General features: G+C 34.8%; 15 protein-coding genes. 1 reads left to right on the top strand and 14 read right to left on the bottom strand.

Annotation, left to right across the window (positions count from 1 at the left end):
• Window positions 1-31: 31 nt before the first annotated feature.
• Window positions 32-679, top strand: coding sequence for a YigZ family protein (locus ACYIAQ_RS01440; protein WP_483562301.1), 648 nt, complete (start codon window positions 32-34; stop codon window positions 677-679).
• Window positions 680-751: 72 nt separating this feature from the next.
• On the opposite strand, the gene ACYIAQ_RS01435 is transcribed toward ACYIAQ_RS01440, so the two are convergent.
• From ACYIAQ_RS01435 to ACYIAQ_RS01370, 14 genes are all read right to left on the bottom strand, one after another.
• On the bottom strand, window positions 752-850 hold the full coding sequence (locus tag ACYIAQ_RS01435) for an IS3 family transposase (protein ID WP_483562300.1): 99 nt from the start codon (window positions 848-850) through the stop codon (window positions 752-754).
• A 236-nt stretch (window positions 851-1,086) separates the two neighbouring features.
• Window positions 1,087-2,244: a glycosyltransferase family 4 protein gene (locus ACYIAQ_RS01430; RefSeq protein WP_483562299.1), complete on the bottom strand. Its 1,158-nt coding sequence runs from the start codon at window positions 2,242-2,244 to the stop codon at window positions 1,087-1,089.
• Between the two features lie 111 nt (window positions 2,245-2,355).
• Window positions 2,356-3,987, bottom strand: coding sequence for a ribonuclease Y (gene rny, locus ACYIAQ_RS01425; protein WP_122017966.1), 1,632 nt, complete (start codon window positions 3,985-3,987; stop codon window positions 2,356-2,358).
• A 131-nt stretch (window positions 3,988-4,118) separates the two neighbouring features.
• Complete coding sequence (gene recA, locus ACYIAQ_RS01420) at window positions 4,119-5,225, bottom strand: recombinase RecA (RefSeq protein ID WP_483562298.1); 1,107 nt, start codon at window positions 5,223-5,225, stop codon at window positions 4,119-4,121.
• Between the two features lie 149 nt (window positions 5,226-5,374).
• Window positions 5,375-6,034, bottom strand: coding sequence for an ABC transporter permease (locus ACYIAQ_RS01415; protein WP_122017964.1), 660 nt, complete (start codon window positions 6,032-6,034; stop codon window positions 5,375-5,377).
• Window positions 6,034-6,969: a glycine betaine ABC transporter substrate-binding protein gene (locus ACYIAQ_RS01410; protein WP_483562297.1), complete on the bottom strand. Its 936-nt coding sequence runs from the start codon at window positions 6,967-6,969 to the stop codon at window positions 6,034-6,036. Before ACYIAQ_RS01410 ends, ACYIAQ_RS01415 begins: the two co-directional genes overlap by 1 nt.
• A gap of 9 nt (window positions 6,970-6,978) precedes the next feature.
• Window positions 6,979-7,602, bottom strand: a complete 624-nt coding sequence (locus ACYIAQ_RS01405; RefSeq protein WP_483562296.1) for an ABC transporter permease — start codon at window positions 7,600-7,602, stop codon at window positions 6,979-6,981.
• 1 nt (window position 7,603) lies between these two features.
• Window positions 7,604-8,782, bottom strand: a complete 1,179-nt coding sequence (locus tag ACYIAQ_RS01400; RefSeq protein WP_483562295.1) for an ABC transporter ATP-binding protein — start codon at window positions 8,780-8,782, stop codon at window positions 7,604-7,606.
• A 222-nt stretch (window positions 8,783-9,004) separates the two neighbouring features.
• On the bottom strand, window positions 9,005-9,565 hold the full coding sequence (gene pgsA / locus ACYIAQ_RS01395; RefSeq protein WP_122017962.1) for a CDP-diacylglycerol--glycerol-3-phosphate 3-phosphatidyltransferase: 561 nt from the start codon (window positions 9,563-9,565) through the stop codon (window positions 9,005-9,007).
• Window positions 9,566-9,591: 26 nt separating this feature from the next.
• A complete protein-coding gene (locus ACYIAQ_RS01390; protein ID WP_483562294.1) occupies window positions 9,592-10,653 on the bottom strand; it encodes a helix-turn-helix domain-containing protein in 1,062 nt (353 codons plus the stop codon).
• 67 nt (window positions 10,654-10,720) lie between these two features.
• Window positions 10,721-11,449 carry an SDR family NAD(P)-dependent oxidoreductase gene (locus ACYIAQ_RS01385; protein WP_483562293.1) on the bottom strand — a complete coding sequence of 243 codons (729 nt, stop codon included), beginning with the start codon at window positions 11,447-11,449 and terminating at the stop codon, window positions 10,721-10,723.
• A gap of 166 nt (window positions 11,450-11,615) precedes the next feature.
• Complete coding sequence (locus ACYIAQ_RS01380; RefSeq protein ID WP_483562292.1) at window positions 11,616-14,057, bottom strand: DNA translocase FtsK; 2,442 nt, start codon at window positions 14,055-14,057, stop codon at window positions 11,616-11,618.
• A gap of 20 nt (window positions 14,058-14,077) precedes the next feature.
• Window positions 14,078-14,470 (bottom strand): DUF1149 family protein, encoded by a 393-nt coding sequence (locus ACYIAQ_RS01375; protein WP_122017958.1) that lies wholly within the window; start codon window positions 14,468-14,470, stop codon window positions 14,078-14,080.
• Between the two features lies 1 nt (window position 14,471).
• On the bottom strand, window positions 14,472-15,029 hold the full coding sequence (locus ACYIAQ_RS01370; protein WP_483562291.1) for a tRNA (cytidine(34)-2'-O)-methyltransferase: 558 nt from the start codon (window positions 15,027-15,029) through the stop codon (window positions 14,472-14,474).
• Window positions 15,030-15,067 lie beyond the last annotated feature (38 nt).

The following is a 15,067-nucleotide window of genomic DNA, read 5'->3' as shown; positions in this document are numbered from 1 at the left end:
TATTAAATACGCTAAAAGGAGGGAAAATTTTTTGATGAAAAAGGAAAACTTTTTAACAATTAAAGAAAACGCTAGTCATGAAATAATAATTAAAAAGAGTCGTTTTATTACTTCATTTGTACGTGTATCTACTATTGATGAAGCTGAAAAAGCCATTTCAACCATTTCTAAAAAATATCGCGATGCTACACACAATACTTATGCTTATATAGTCGATAATCATGTAAAAGCCAGCGATAATGGTGAACCAGCTGGGACTGCAGGAGTACCAGAATTAAACGCTTTGCAATTATTGAAGTTACAAAATGTTATAGTTGTTGTTACTCGTTACTTTGGCGGTATAAAACTAGGAGCTGGTGGCCTAATTCGTGCTTATTCAAATAGCGTTACCCAAGCCGCAGAAAAAATTGGAATAGTTGAATGTATTCAACAACAGGAAATTAGTTTTAACATTGCCTATACCTATTTTGATAAGATAAACAACTATCTATCTAAAAAGAAAATTTCAATTGCTAAAATTGATTATGGCGTCGATGTGTGCTTGCATATTTTTGTTTCTGAAAAAGAGCAAGCTGAACTGCTTACAAATTTAACAGATCAATTAGCTGGACAAGTTCAGTTTATTAAAGGAAAAACACGGTATATTGAAATACCTGTCAATACTACCAACAAACGTTAAAAAAGTTTATCTTAACCAAAAAGGACCCTTTGACAGGGGGAATGATCTTAAAAGTTACTATTAGGTTTATAATTAATTGTTTAAGGCTTGGTTCCAATATTTAATTGGCGTCAAGTATCTTAATTTACACTTGATTCGGTCATTGATGCAATAATTAATATACTCAAACAACTGCTTACTTTAATTTTTTTAAATTATAATAGCTAGCAATCTGACCGTAAAACATATCTGACTTTACAATCAAAATAAATTCTCTCTCAAGTAGCTATCCATTGAATTAGTGGTATGTCATGCTGTTTTAAAGTTCTTTAATAAATCCAAATTTTTCTTTATTAATAATTTGATATAAAAATAAGTCCCGGAAATTGTCTGCTTTCCGGGACTCATATTACAAGAAAACATTCTTTTTAATGTTGATTATGTTTGTTTTTTAATTGTTCTGGTTTTTCTTGACCTAAATGCCAAACTTCAACGGTTGGATCTTTCTTACTACGTGAATTAATTACTTTTTGAATCAGTGATAATAGCGGCTTATACTTTTCACCTAAAAGCCCAATTGATTCGACAAAGATTTCTAAGGCAACTACCAATCCTGCAATTAAAAGCCACATACCCCAAATTGGTGACAGTAAAAATAATAACGAAATGAATGAAAAGATTAGCGAAAGAGAATAAATTGCAAGAACAGTTTGACGGTGTGTTAACCCCATTTTCATTAATTGATGATGAAGATGATGCTTATCTGCTTGTGAAACTGGTTGATGATTAAGTTTTCGTCTTATCATAGCGTAAATAGTATCCGTAATTGGAACACCTAGTATGGTTACAGGCACTAAAAGAGAAATAAAAGTAACATTTTTTAAGCCTTTCAGTGAGAAAACCGCAATCATAAAACCGATATATAATGCACCTGTATCACCAAGAAACATTTTTGCAGGATGAAAATTATATGGTAAAAATCCTAATAAACAAGCTGCTAACATAAAGCATGAAATTGGAATATAAAGTTGATCGGTATGTAAAAAGAAATATCCAACGATACCCATCGTTATTAGAGAAATCAATGAAACCCCGTCAGCTAAACCATCAAGTCCATCAATTAAATCAACAGCATTAGTCAAAGCCAAGATCCAAAAAATGGTAATAGGTAAACTCCACCAGCCTAAATTGATTTGCTTATTCAAAAATGGCAAATTAAGAACATTCATTTTAATACCTGCCAAAAAATAAATAATTAAGGCTCCAATTAAAATGCCAAACATTTTTTGTCGCGGCTTAAGTTCTAAAATATCATCTATAATTCCTGTCAAAACAATGACACTAGAAGCTAATAACACACTAAAAGCTTCATGTGTTGGGAATTGTTCTCGGAGAAGAACGAATGTACCAATATTATAGGTAACAAATATACCTAAGCCCCCTAATGTTGGCATTGGTTTTTTATTAACTCGTCTGGCATTTGGAATATCAACAGCTCCTAAGACAAAGGCTAACCGCCTAATAAATGGCGTAATTGCTGCTTGAATAATTACTAAAAAGAACAATTCAACAATAATTTTAAACATAGTCGACTACTTTCATAATAAGTTGCTTTAATTATACAGGCTTGACTAAAAATGCACAAATTGTAGTTTAGTTAAAGCAAAAAAGGTTGAATTGAAATTCAACCTTCTGCTTTATCTAGCAACTGCAACAACTCGTTTTTCACGAATAACTGTTATTTTAATATTACCCGGGTAATCAAGCTGTTTCTCAACTTGTTTCTGGATATCGTGTGCCAAAACAGTAATCCGATCATCTGAAATTTTTTCTGGTTCAACCATCACTCGAACTTCACGTCCAGCCTGAATGGCATAAGCCTGTTTAACACCATCATACTTTTTGGCAATTTGCTCTAATTCGGTTAACCGCCGAATATAGTTTTCCAAACTTTCACTTCTAGCACCTGGACGTGCCGAAGAAAGTGTATCTGCTGCAACAACTAGTTCAGCAATAAATGATAACTTTGGAACATCCCCATGATGAGCTGCAATTGCATTAACTACTATATCTGATTCATGGTATTTTCTTGTCAATTCCACACCAATTTCAACATGTGAACCTTCAATATCATGATCGATTGCTTTTCCTATATCGTGTAATAATCCCGCGCGAACCGCTAATTTTTCATTTAAACCAAGCTCAGCTGCCATTGTCCCAGCCAATTTAGCAACTTCAATTGAATGTCCTAAAACATTCTGCCCATAAGATGTGCGATATTTTAGGCGACCAAGTATCTTAACTAGTTCAGGATTCATCCGGTGAATACCTAATTCCATTAACGCACTTTCACCTGCCTCATAAATATCGTCGTTTACTTCTTTACGAGCCCTATCAACTATTTCTTCAATTCTAGCTGGGTGAATTCGTCCATCTTTTACCAATCGCTCCATTGCTCGTTTAGCAATTTCACGTCTAATAGCATCAAAGCCACTTAAAGTAACCACTTTAGGAGTATCATCAATTATTAGATCAATTCCCGTGAGTGCTTCAAAAGACCGAATATTGCGACCTTCACGTCCAATAATTCTTCCTTTCATTTCCTCATTTGGTAAATCAACTACTGATACCGTCGTTTCGGCAACTGTATCTGCAGAACTACTTTGAATAGCATCAATAATTACCTTACGTGCATAATGATCAGCCTTAGCTTGAACTTCTTCATTACTATTTCTTATCATTTCTGCTCGTTCTTTAACTAGATCATCAGATAATTTACTTAGAACTAATTTTTTAGCTTGCTCCTTATCTAAATGAGCAACTTCATAAAGTTTTTGTTGACTTTGATCAACTAATTCATTTGCAGTCTGAATTTTTTGCTTTAATTCATCCTGTTGCTTCCCTAGTTGACTTTCTTTTTTGTTAAATTCAATTTCCTTTTCAGCTAATAAAGAATTTTTATGATCAAGTGTATCTTCTCGCTGTTTTAAGCGATTACTTTCACGCGCATTGGCGTCACGCTTGATATTTAATTCATCCTCAACCTTTTGCCGGTAATCTTGAATTTTTTCTTGAGCTTCAAGAATTTTCTCTTTCTTAGTATTTTGAGCACTTTGCTTAAAAGCTTCTGCTGCTTGTTTTTGTGCATCGGCCTCAGCTTTTGCAGCAACAACTTGAGCATTGGCTTGCGCTAAAATATGGTCAGCATCATTTTGAGCATTTTTCGTATTCATTTCCCAAATGCTTTTTCTAATTGCATAACCAATGCCAATGCCAATTAAAACTGAAATAATAGCAATCGCGACGGGAATCAAATTATTATTTGTCATGATCACTATCGCCTTTTTTACTTTTTAGATTATTCACACAATGATAATAATAAATAACCTCGTGACCTATGTCAATCAACTAGAAAAAAACCTTGATCAGAATTTATAGATCAAGGTTAATTTCTTCAATTTTAACTACTTTTGCCATCAGCTTCCTTTCCTTCAGAAGCCTCCTTTTCTACATTCTTCAGTTCCTTTACCTTTTTCACTCTCTCAGGATCTTCTCTTTCCGATATTGAATCTTCATCAATACCATAGGCGTGGCGCACCTGCTGTTGGACTTCGTCGTAAATATCTTGATGCTCTTCTAAATATTTCTTGGCATTTTCACGTCCTTGACCAATTCGCTCATCCTTATATGAGTACCAAGAACCTGCTTTAGCAATTATGTCATGTTCAGCCGCCATATCAAGTAATTCACCACTTTGAGAAATACCTTTACCATACATCATATCCACTTCGGCAACCTTAAACGGTGGAGCAACTTTATTTTTGACTACCTTAATCTTAACCCGATTACCAGTAATCTCGCCACCTGTCTGCTTTATTTTTTCTGCCCTTCTAATTTCTAAACGAATAGTTGCATAAAATTTGAGAGCCCTACCACCAGGAGTTGTTTCCGGATTACCAAACATAATCCCAACTTTTTCACGAATCTGGTTAATAAATATTGCAATGGTTTTGGTCTTATTAATGTTACCAGAAAGTTTACGTAATGCTTGACTCATTAACCTGGCTTGCAATCCAACATGACTGTCACCCATTTCACCATCAATTTCAGCTTGAGGAACTAAAGCTGCAACGGAGTCAACAATCAAAATATCAATCGCTCCACTACTAATCAGAGTATCTGCAATTTGCAGTCCTTCTTCACCCGTATTAGGTTGAGACAAAATTAATGAGTCAACATCAACTCCTAAGGCTTCTGCATAAGCTGGATCCATTGCATTTTCAGCATCAATATATGCAGCTGTACCACCACGTTTTTGTACCTCAGCCACTGCATGCAAAGCAACAGTCGTTTTCCCTGAAGATTCTGGTCCATAAACTTCTACAATTCTACCACGTGGATAGCCACCGACTCCTAGTGCAGCATCAAGTGCAAGCGAACCAGATGGAATAGTCGAAATCTTTGTATCTGCTTTATCGCCCATTCGCATTACGGCACCTTTACCAAAGTTTTTTTCGATTTTCTTTAGTGCAGTTTCTAATGCAGCTTTTTTTTCATCTTTTGGCAAGACTTTTCCTCCTCTTATTAAACTGACCAAATTTATTTTTATTAATTATACTTTGAATCAATGGTTATTTGCAAGAAATAGCGAACAAATGTTTTTGTTTATTTACTTACATTATTAAATACGCTTAAATAGCTAAAATTCTTCAAAAATTATTTTTGTAATCCTTTAGGTTGTAACCATTTTTGTAAAAAATTTAAAATAATATCTGAAAAAATTGCCATCAAAGCTGTTGGCACTGCACCAGCCAAAATAATTGCACTACCATTCGTTGCGTTAGTGCCGCGAATAATAATATCACCTAATCCTCCAGCACCAACAAACGAACCAATAGATGTTATCCCAATCGCAATTACCAATGCATTCTTTAATCCAGCAATAATTACAGATAATGATAAAGGTAATCGTACCATATAAAGCAACTGAAATTTAGTCATTCCCATACCTTGAGCAGAATCAATAACATTTTTATCGACATTTTTTATGCCCGTGTAGGTGTTTTTAATAATTGGTAGCAAAGAATAAACAGTCGTTGCGCAAATGACAGTCATCACTCCCAAACCCATCCCAATCATTAAAATTGAAAGCATTGCAAGTGAAGGAATCGTTTGAATAAAATTAGCAATTTCTAGTACAAAATTCCCCAGATAATAATATCGAGAAATAATAATACCAATAGGAATTCCAATAATTGCAGCAAGTAAAACCCCGTAAATTGATATCAAAAAAGTTCGGTTGAATTGTTGCAGTACATATACACCATTATGTTGATAATAATAGATAAATTGCTGCCATAAAGATAACTTTGCCATCACTCTTGCCCCCTAAAATAGTTGTGCTTAACTAAAAATTCATGTGCTACTGTTGCAGGTTCTAATAATTCATCATCGACCTGAAAATTCATTTTACGCATATCATGAACACTTATCTGCCCCACTAAACGCTCCAGAATTGGCTTAAGTTCGGGGTGTTCGCGCAATAAATAATTATTAATTAACATACCGCAATTATATGGTGGGAAGAAATGCTTATCATCTTTAAGCAAGTGAAGTTTATAACTATCAATTCGACCATCAGTCGAGTAACCCAAAATAACATTCATCTTGCCACTTTTTAGAGAAGAATAAACAAGCCCTGCGTTCATTGGCCGCATCTTGCTAAAAGTAATACCATATGCTGTTTGAAACGAAGGATAGCCAACCCCCGGTGCATTAACCCATTCAGATGAAACACCAAAAGAAAGTTGGCTTTGCACCCTTTTTAAATCCGAAATTCGATGTAAATTATACTTTCTTTGAGTTTTACCATCGACCATAAAGGCGTAATTATTTGAAAAGCCATAGGTATGTAAATAGGTTTGATCCCATCTTCTTTTTACCTCTCGACGAACAGTATCATTTGCCTTTTTCGAATCCTTAATAGCTGGCAAAAGTAAGTTAGCAGTTAATTCACCACCATCATAAGCAACTGCTTGTATATCAGCATCATGCCGGTATAACGCCTGATGCTGCATTGGCGCTGAACCAAGATTGTTAACAATCGTAGTTTTATAAGACGTTTCATGTTCAATTAATTCTGCAATAATATTAGCCATCACTTGTGATTCTGTTGTTGTTAACGCAGTTATACGAATAACATTAGTACTCCCCATCGAGTCAGCTAACCCTGGAAAACTACAACCACTTGTAATAGTCATTATTACAAGAATAATAGTTGTAAGAATTGATCTCTTTAAAAATTTTTCCATAATTCTCACCTATATACCTTTAGGGGTAAGTAATTGTTCAAGCTTGCCAATCAAATAATCAGTTAACAAAGCCAAAATAATTACAGGTATAGTTCCGCCAAGAATTAAATTTGGCTGAAATAAACTTAGACCATTAAAAATAAAGTCTCCTAAGCCCCCAGCACCAATATATGATGCTAAAGTTGCCCAAGCGATTACATATATAGCAGATAATCTAATACCAGCCATGATAACTGGCATTGCTAATGGAATATCAACTTGGGTAATAATTTGAATTCTAGTCATACCCAGTCCGCGTGCAGAATCAATCGTATTTTGATTTACACCGGTTAACCCAACATAAGTATTGCGCAAAATTGGCATCAAACTATACAAAAATAATGCAACAATTGCAGGTATAGGTCCAACTCCTAAAAAGGGAATCATCATTGCGAGAAGTGCCAAAGCTGGAATTGTCTGCAAAACACTTGCAATCGAAATAACTACTTTAGCGGTACGTGGAAATTTTAATAAAACTACACTAAGCGGTACTGCAACAATAATTCCTAATATCAAAGCACTAGCGGAAATATAAATTTGCTGCCAAGTTTTAACAATTAATTCCGAACCATGTTGTGCAAAAAAAGAAGTCATTTTAATTCGCCTCTTTTACTGAATCAGAACTATCTAAGGTTGTACTGCCCCAAATTTTAGCATAAACGACATTTACCAAACTGGATCTAGTAACAATTCCAACTAATTTTTTATTTGCATCAATTACAGGAATATATTGCTCCTTTCGGCTCAATATTCGGTTGAAATTATCGCGTAAATATTCTTCTGGTCCTACAGTATAAACTTGTTTTTGTAAAATATCGCTTACACTATTAACCTGTGGATAATTACGTTGAAGAATTTCAATAGAAACATAGCCTTTAAAATGATCATAATTATCAACCACAAGTAAGGTATCAACATGTTTCTTTTTCATCATAATAAGAGCTTCGTTTAAGGAAGCACCCAAATTAATTTTAGCGGGATTCGTTAACATAACATTCTTAACTTTGACTGTTTCATATTTTGCATCTGCAAGACGTTCTTTACCAATTAACGCTTCAACATATGAATCAACTGGATTGTGTAAAATATCATCAGGAGATCCAATTTGAACAACTTTTCCATTATGCAAAACCACAATCTTAGTTGCAAGTTTTAATGCTTCATCCATATCATGAGTAACAAAGACAACTGTTTTTCCTAAACTTTTTTGTAAGTTTTGAACCAATTTTTGCAAACTTTCTCGTGTAATCGGATCAAGTGCTCCAAAAGGTTCATCCATTAAGATCAGATTTTGATTCGCAGCTAAGGCACGCATGACACCAACTCTCTGCTGTTGACCACCAGACAATTCAGTCGGATAACGATCTAAATAGCTATCTGGCAACTCCGCCATTTTAATTAATTCTTTTGCCTTGCTTAGCAATTTTTCTTTAGGCCATTTCAATAGTTTTGGAACTAAAATTAAATTTTCACGAATTGTCATATGAGGCAGCAAGCCATTATTTTGAATTACATATCCAATATGCCGCCGCAATTCAACCGGATTAAAAGCTTTAACATTTTTGCCATTGACCAAAACCTCACCTTTAGTAATATTAGTCATCCGATTAATCATTCTCATCAAGGTAGTTTTACCCGAGCCTGAAGTGCCGATTATACAACAAAATTCACCTTTTTTTATATTAAAATTAATATCTTCGACCGCTGCTGTTTTACTTTTAGGGTAAAACTTGGTTACATTTTTAAACTCAACCAGTGGTAATTGCTTGACCATAAAAATCCCCCTTTTCATAAACCTATAATTCAATCGTAACAATATAACAAAACTTAATCAAAAATTTACTATTATTACACAGTAGTTGAGAATTTTTAAAGAATTACATGCTGTTAATTTAAAGTATTTTATGTTTTCATTCTTAAAAGTTAAAAAGCGTTGAAAATATTCAACGCTTTTTTATTCTATATTTAATTATTATAGTATTTTAAAATGCTACTACTACATTGAACCTTCAAATACACTCCATGAATTGTGGAAATAATCCCATCCGGAATAAATAGTAAAAATTAAGGCCAGATACAATAAAATTGTCCCAATACGATAAAAATCGCCAATCAGGAGAAAAATAATTGCCAACATTTGACAAGTAGTTTTAATTTTACCCGGCATCTCGGCCGCCATTACTTGACCTTTATTCTGAGCAAGAATCAAGCGTAGCCCCGTAACTGCTAATTCACGACAAACAATAATTGCAACAATCCATGCTGGAGCTAATTTCAATGAAACCAACATAATGAATGCTGTCATCGTCAACATTTTATCAGCTAATGGATCAGCAAATTTACCAAAATTTGTAACCAAGTTACGTGATCTTGCAATATGACCATCAAACCAATCAGTTGCAGAAGCAACAGCAAAAATGATAGCTGCAATTACTAATCTCCAGTAAACCGTTGTTCCGGCAACTTTAATGCTAGCGTCTCCTCCAAAAATGACGATTAACATAAAGACTGGAATTAATAAAATTCTAAAAACCGTTAATTTGTTTGGTAAATTCATTCTTAACTTTTCCTCCTGGATGATAATTATTGATTACCATCATTGTTAGAGCCACCATTTTGGCCATTGTTTTCAGTATGATTTGTTTGGTTATTATGATTGCTTTGCTGATTTGTTTGATTGTTTTGCTGACTATTAGTAGTTTCATTACTATTAGCAGCATTGGATTGCTGCTCAGAGTGAGACTGCTGATTGCCAGTATGCATCGAATTGGAATTACTATTTGCAGTATTATTGTTTTGATTAGTATTTGTTTCTCTGGATTGATTCGATTGTAGGCTATTTCTCTTACCAATATAGAAAGTCAGAGTTTGTGTTGTACTCTGAGCCTCATATGGTACCCTTTTCCCTCCAATAGAGACCGAAGTTCCTTGAGCATTGCTAAACGATACAGATAAAGTTTTTACAGTCTCCGGAATCCGCAACGTATGTTTTTGACCAGCTACTAGAGTTTGGCTACTCTGATTAATACCATTCATCATAATAGTGACCGTTGTAGCCTGATCACCAGCTCTAACTACTAAATTACGTCTATTTTTCAAACCGGTAACTTGGTATTGGTTAACAGCAAGCTCCTTAATTTTTACCGGATTTTGGATAACCCTTTTGGGTTTAGCGCGTTTATTAGTACCTGTAGAAACCGACACATCACTTGTAGCATCGTTATTTTGATTACCTGCTGATGAAAAATGTGCATAAACCACGTAGCATATCAATACAATTGCAATAACTCCTAAACCAACAATAATTCGTGGCAAGTATGTTTGCCATATTTTTTTCTTGCTGTTAGTCGTTTTTTGAACTTCTTCACTCTTATTATCAATAGAGTCTTCAACGTATTCATCTGGTTCAGCTTTAGGAACTTCTTGATGATACTCACCAAGAAGCTTCTTACCATCCAATCCAACAACTTGAGCATATTGTCTGATGAAAGCCCGCACATAAAAGTCGCCAGGAAGTTTTTCAAAATCATTTTGCTCAATTGCTGTCAGATATCTACTTTGAATTTTAGTTGCTTTTTCAATATCTTCAATTGAAAGTTTTTTCGCCTCTCTGGCACTACGTAATTTGTCTCCGATATCTGCCATAGTTACCTCTTTAACTTCTTTTAACTTATATCTTGAGTATAACATATACTACTAATTATTTTTACCATTATATGAGCCATCCACCACTAACATATATTGTTTGACCAGTTAAATAGCTTGAACGAACATCCAGTAAATTTTTAACCCAAAAGGAGATATCTCCGCCCTCAGCTATTCGTCCCACAGGTATTTCTCCTTTTACTTCTTCCAAAGCTTCAGGAGCAAGCATTGCGTTCATACTAGTATCAACAGCACCCGGAGCAAGCACATTTACAGTCAAATTTGCTGAAGCAACTTCACGTGCGTAACTTTGCGCAAAACGTGAAATTCCAGACTTAGAGGCACTGTATACGGCTTCCATTGCACTGCCATCACCACCATAAACCGAACCCAAATAAACTATTCGACTAAAATCATTTTTAATTAGTAGTGGTTCAAGCAACCCCGTTAGCTTAATTGGAGTGGTTAAATTAATATGCATGATCCTATCAATTATGTTCAAATCTTGACTACTGACAAAGTTATAATCTGTAATCCCTTGCCCAAAAACAGCTGCATTAACTGGTAATAAAGTATTGACAAATGCTGTTAAGTCACTATTTTCAACTGAAAAGTCAAGCTTAACTGGAATAAAATCTTGTCGCGGATATTTATGACTTAAACGTTGACTTATTTCACAGGCTATTCGCCAATTTTGATTGCAATGAATATAAAGAGACCAACCAGCCTGTGCCAACTCGACACAAATTGCCTGACCAATCCCACCAGTAGCTCCAAATACAATTGCTCGTTGCAATTACAACATTCCTTTTTATTATTTATGAACCATAAATGTAAATATAACTTATATAGTAATCACTTAAACATTACTACCATTTCATCTAAGCCCACATTTAACTAATTCTAACATTATTTCCAAATGAAATTGTGCTAAATTTCGACATGATAAACTTTCTTAAAAATTAGTTATTTGTCTCATCCTTTTTTGGCGGTAATAAAACTTGACGCGGCTTTGAACCTTCTGATGGTCCAATAACTCCCCTATTTTCCATTTCATCGACTATTCGTGCTGCTCGATTGTAGCCAATTCGAAAGCGTCTCTGTAACATGGACACACTTGCACTTTGTTGTCTTCTAACTAGATCAACGGCTTGATTATAAAATTCATCTTCTGGTTCGTCATCAGTAGAATTTGCTGACTCATCATTTTTTTGCGGAATCATCCCTTCATCATAGTCTGGTTTTTGTTGTTCTTTTACCCATGAAATAACTTTCTCAACTTCATGGGAAGAAACATATGCACCTTGGATTCTTTCTGGTTTAGAAGCCCCGACCGGCATATATAACAAATCACCACGTCCAAGTAATTTTTCAGCACCTGTTTGATCCAAAATAGTCCTTGAATCGACACCACTAGAAACCGCAAATGAAATTCTTGAAGGCACATTAGCTTTAATTAATCCCGTGATAACGTCAACGCTAGGGCGTTGTGTTGCTAAAATCATGTGTATTCCAGCAGCACGAGCCATCTGCCCTAATCGAACGATCGCACCTTCGACATCATGGCCACCGACCATCATCAAATCACTTAATTCATCAACAACAACCAAAATATACGGTAAAACACGCATTACTGGCTTAGTTTTATCCTGATTGTTGATCCGTACCTTTTCATTAAATTCAGTCATGTTCCGTGCCCCACTTGCAGCAAACAGTTTATATCTTCGTTCCATTTCTTTCACTGCCTTGCTTAATGCGTTAGCAGCCAACTTTGAATCTGTTACAACCGGAATTAATAAGTGGGGCACACCATTGTAAACAGATAATTCCACCATTTTAGGATCAATCAAAATCAACTTAACCTGATCGGGATTTGCCTTCATTAAAATACTAGTCAAAATTGTATTAATTGCAACTGATTTGCCTGAACCTGTTGAACCTGCAATTAACAAATGAGGCATTTTAGCCAAATTAGCTGAAATTGTTTTTCCACTAACGTCCTTTCCAAGGGGAACTTCCATTGGATCGTTATGAGCCTTTGAATCCTGATTTTGCATCACATCTTTAAAGGCCACGACTGAAGTCGTACGATTAGGCACTTCAATACCAATAAAAGGTTTACCAGGTATTGGTGCTTCAATTCTAATATCTTTAGCAGCAAGGGCAAGAGCTAAATCATCAGCTAAGTTAACTATTCGGCTTACCTTAACACCAACTGCTGGTTGAACTTCATACCGAGTAATCGTTGGCCCTAAGATAGCTTTTTTAATAATCACATTTACACCAAAACTTTTAAATGTTGCCTGCAAAGTCTGCGTATTTTTAATGATCAAATTTTTATCTGTACTTTGATCGGCACTTTTAACAGCATCAAGCAAGCTTAACGGTGGTTTTTTATATTGCGTGTTAGTCGCTTTGTTCTGTTTAAGTTCATCATGATCTACATTCTCAAGTTCCTGACGTATTTTTTTGTCTTCTTCAGCAAACGAATGTGATTTAGGTAATTCTTCATTTTCTAGTTGCTCATTTTTGATTGACTCATCTTGATTTTGGTCAGAAAATTGAATCTGTGGTTCTTGCTCTGAAGTAGACTCAATGGAACTGGAATTTTCCTGAAGCGATTCTGATGAATCGTTCTTTTTCTCTTGGGAATGGTTTGCTTTATTTTCAACCTTAAAATCATCAACATTAGGAAAAAGCGATGATTCTGAATCTAACGGATCAGACAAATCACGCGCTTGCTGTCGTTCTTTTTTTTGTGATTGTTTTTCTCGCATAATGCCATACTTTTTTTTGAGCTTAGTACCAGCCTCATGATTCTTTGTAATAAAAAGTTGACAAAACAACTGAAACTTTTGAATCACATCGGCAAATTTAACGTCAAAGAACATTAAAATACCAGTCGGAATAAACAAGATCGCAATTACTCGTAAACCAGTATGTCCAAGTAATGGATAAAACATCTGGTAACACAGAGCACCAATCACTCCTCCACCAATCGGCTTTGTAATCGCTGCTCGACTAAATTCAGCACTCATCTCATACCAAAAAGCATTCATAAAGGCATTATTAACCAATTCACGCTCAAAATATAAGCTACTTTGAATCAAAAGAAAGCCCAAAATCGCAATCATTAAACCAATACTTCTTTTAAAGTTAAAGTGCATCGGTTTATTATAGATCAACATCACTAAGCCAAAAATTGCACATAATCCAGCTGCTAATAAATATGAATCACCAAAAAACAGCCGAAAAACATTTGCGACTTGTTTACCTAATATACCAAATTTAGCAAAAGCCAAAAAGACAATAGCAAGTTGTATAAGACCGATAATTGCCCAAGTGATTCCTGTATTTTGCACCTTCTTACTTTTTCTAGGCGTTTTGTTTTTTTTCTTAGGCATACCTTCCACCTAATCAAAAATTAAAAGTTAGCTTCGAAGTTCAAATTAACCGGTTTTTCCAGTGTAATTTGCGTAACTTCATAAGTTAAAGTTTCAATATATTCAACTAGTGGCCGGCTAAGTAACTTATAGTCAGTATTATCCAAGTCATTACCGTCACCAAAATAATCCTTAATCTGAACAATTTGACTAATCATTCCACTGACAGAAAATTGTCCAGGTGCGGGGGCAACATCAAAAACCACAGTTATCTCAAAGTAGTTGCCGTCCTCACCCTTATCAGTAGTTCCATCTTCATTCTGCTTTTCAACTTTTTTCAAACCAAAGTTTACCTTGTCCTTAGTTTTTGGTTCTTCATTAATGTCATAATGAAAATTCTTAACTAAAATTGGTGTCTCTTTTTTAAAATCCATTTTATTCTCCTCCTAAATTTCTCTGATAACGCTGCGGTCGATTATAATTATCTTTTAATTTGTCATTTTCATAATGATGCTTTTTTTCCATTAGTGGAAACCCTTGTTGGCGCAATGCCTCAAGCAAAACAATTGCTACTGAATTAGCTAAATTATAACAGCGAATATTATCAGACATTGGGATCCGCAAATTGCGATCATAATATTTTCGCATAAACGTTTCCGGTAAGCCAGTTGTTTCTTTGCCAAAAATAAAATAATAGTTTTTATTGGGATTAGTATAGGAAACTTCCGCATAATTTTTTGACGAAAATTTAGAAATCAAATACATTTCATCTTGCGAACCTAAAGTACTAAGGAAAGCTGCCAAATCGTCATGTAAATGAACTTCTACTTTATCCCAATAATCTAATCCAGCCCGTTTCATTTTCTTATTATCAATCTGAAAGCCAAGTGGTTCAATCAGATCAAGCACTGTGTTAGATCCAGCACAAGTTCGGGCAATATTACCAGTATTAGCTGGCATTAGTGGCTCAAATAAAACAACGTGATTTGTCAATCTTTTATCTCCTCAATTTAAAAAGTCATAATAACGAT

The organism is Lactobacillus sp. X-49 (assembly GCF_057063645.1).
This window is presented reverse-complemented; position numbering and strand designations above follow the sequence as displayed.

Coding starts and splice junctions, on each gene's coding strand:
- ACYIAQ_RS01430 (WP_483562299.1), bottom strand. CDS start 2,244: ATGTTTAAAATTATTGTTGAATTGTTCTTTTTAGTAATTATTCAAGCA.
- rny (WP_122017966.1), bottom strand. CDS start 3,987: ATGACAAATAATAATTTGATTCCCGTCGCGATTGCTATTATTTCAGTT.
- ACYIAQ_RS01415 (WP_122017964.1), bottom strand. CDS start 6,034: ATGGCAAAGTTATCTTTATGGCAGCAATTTATCTATTATTATCAACAT.
- ACYIAQ_RS01410 (WP_483562297.1), bottom strand. CDS start 6,969: ATGGAAAAATTTTTAAAGAGATCAATTCTTACAACTATTATTCTTGTA.
- ACYIAQ_RS01405 (WP_483562296.1), bottom strand. CDS start 7,602: ATGACTTCTTTTTTTGCACAACATGGTTCGGAATTAATTGTTAAAACT.
- ACYIAQ_RS01400 (WP_483562295.1), bottom strand. CDS start 8,782: ATGGTCAAGCAATTACCACTGGTTGAGTTTAAAAATGTAACCAAGTTT.
- pgsA (WP_122017962.1), bottom strand. CDS start 9,565: ATGAATTTACCAAACAAATTAACGGTTTTTAGAATTTTATTAATTCCA.
- ACYIAQ_RS01390 (WP_483562294.1), bottom strand. CDS start 10,653: ATGGCAGATATCGGAGACAAATTACGTAGTGCCAGAGAGGCGAAAAAA.
- ACYIAQ_RS01380 (WP_483562292.1), bottom strand. CDS start 14,057: ATGCCTAAGAAAAAAAACAAAACGCCTAGAAAAAGTAAGAAGGTGCAA.
- ACYIAQ_RS01375 (WP_122017958.1), bottom strand. CDS start 14,470: ATGGATTTTAAAAAAGAGACACCAATTTTAGTTAAGAATTTTCATTAT.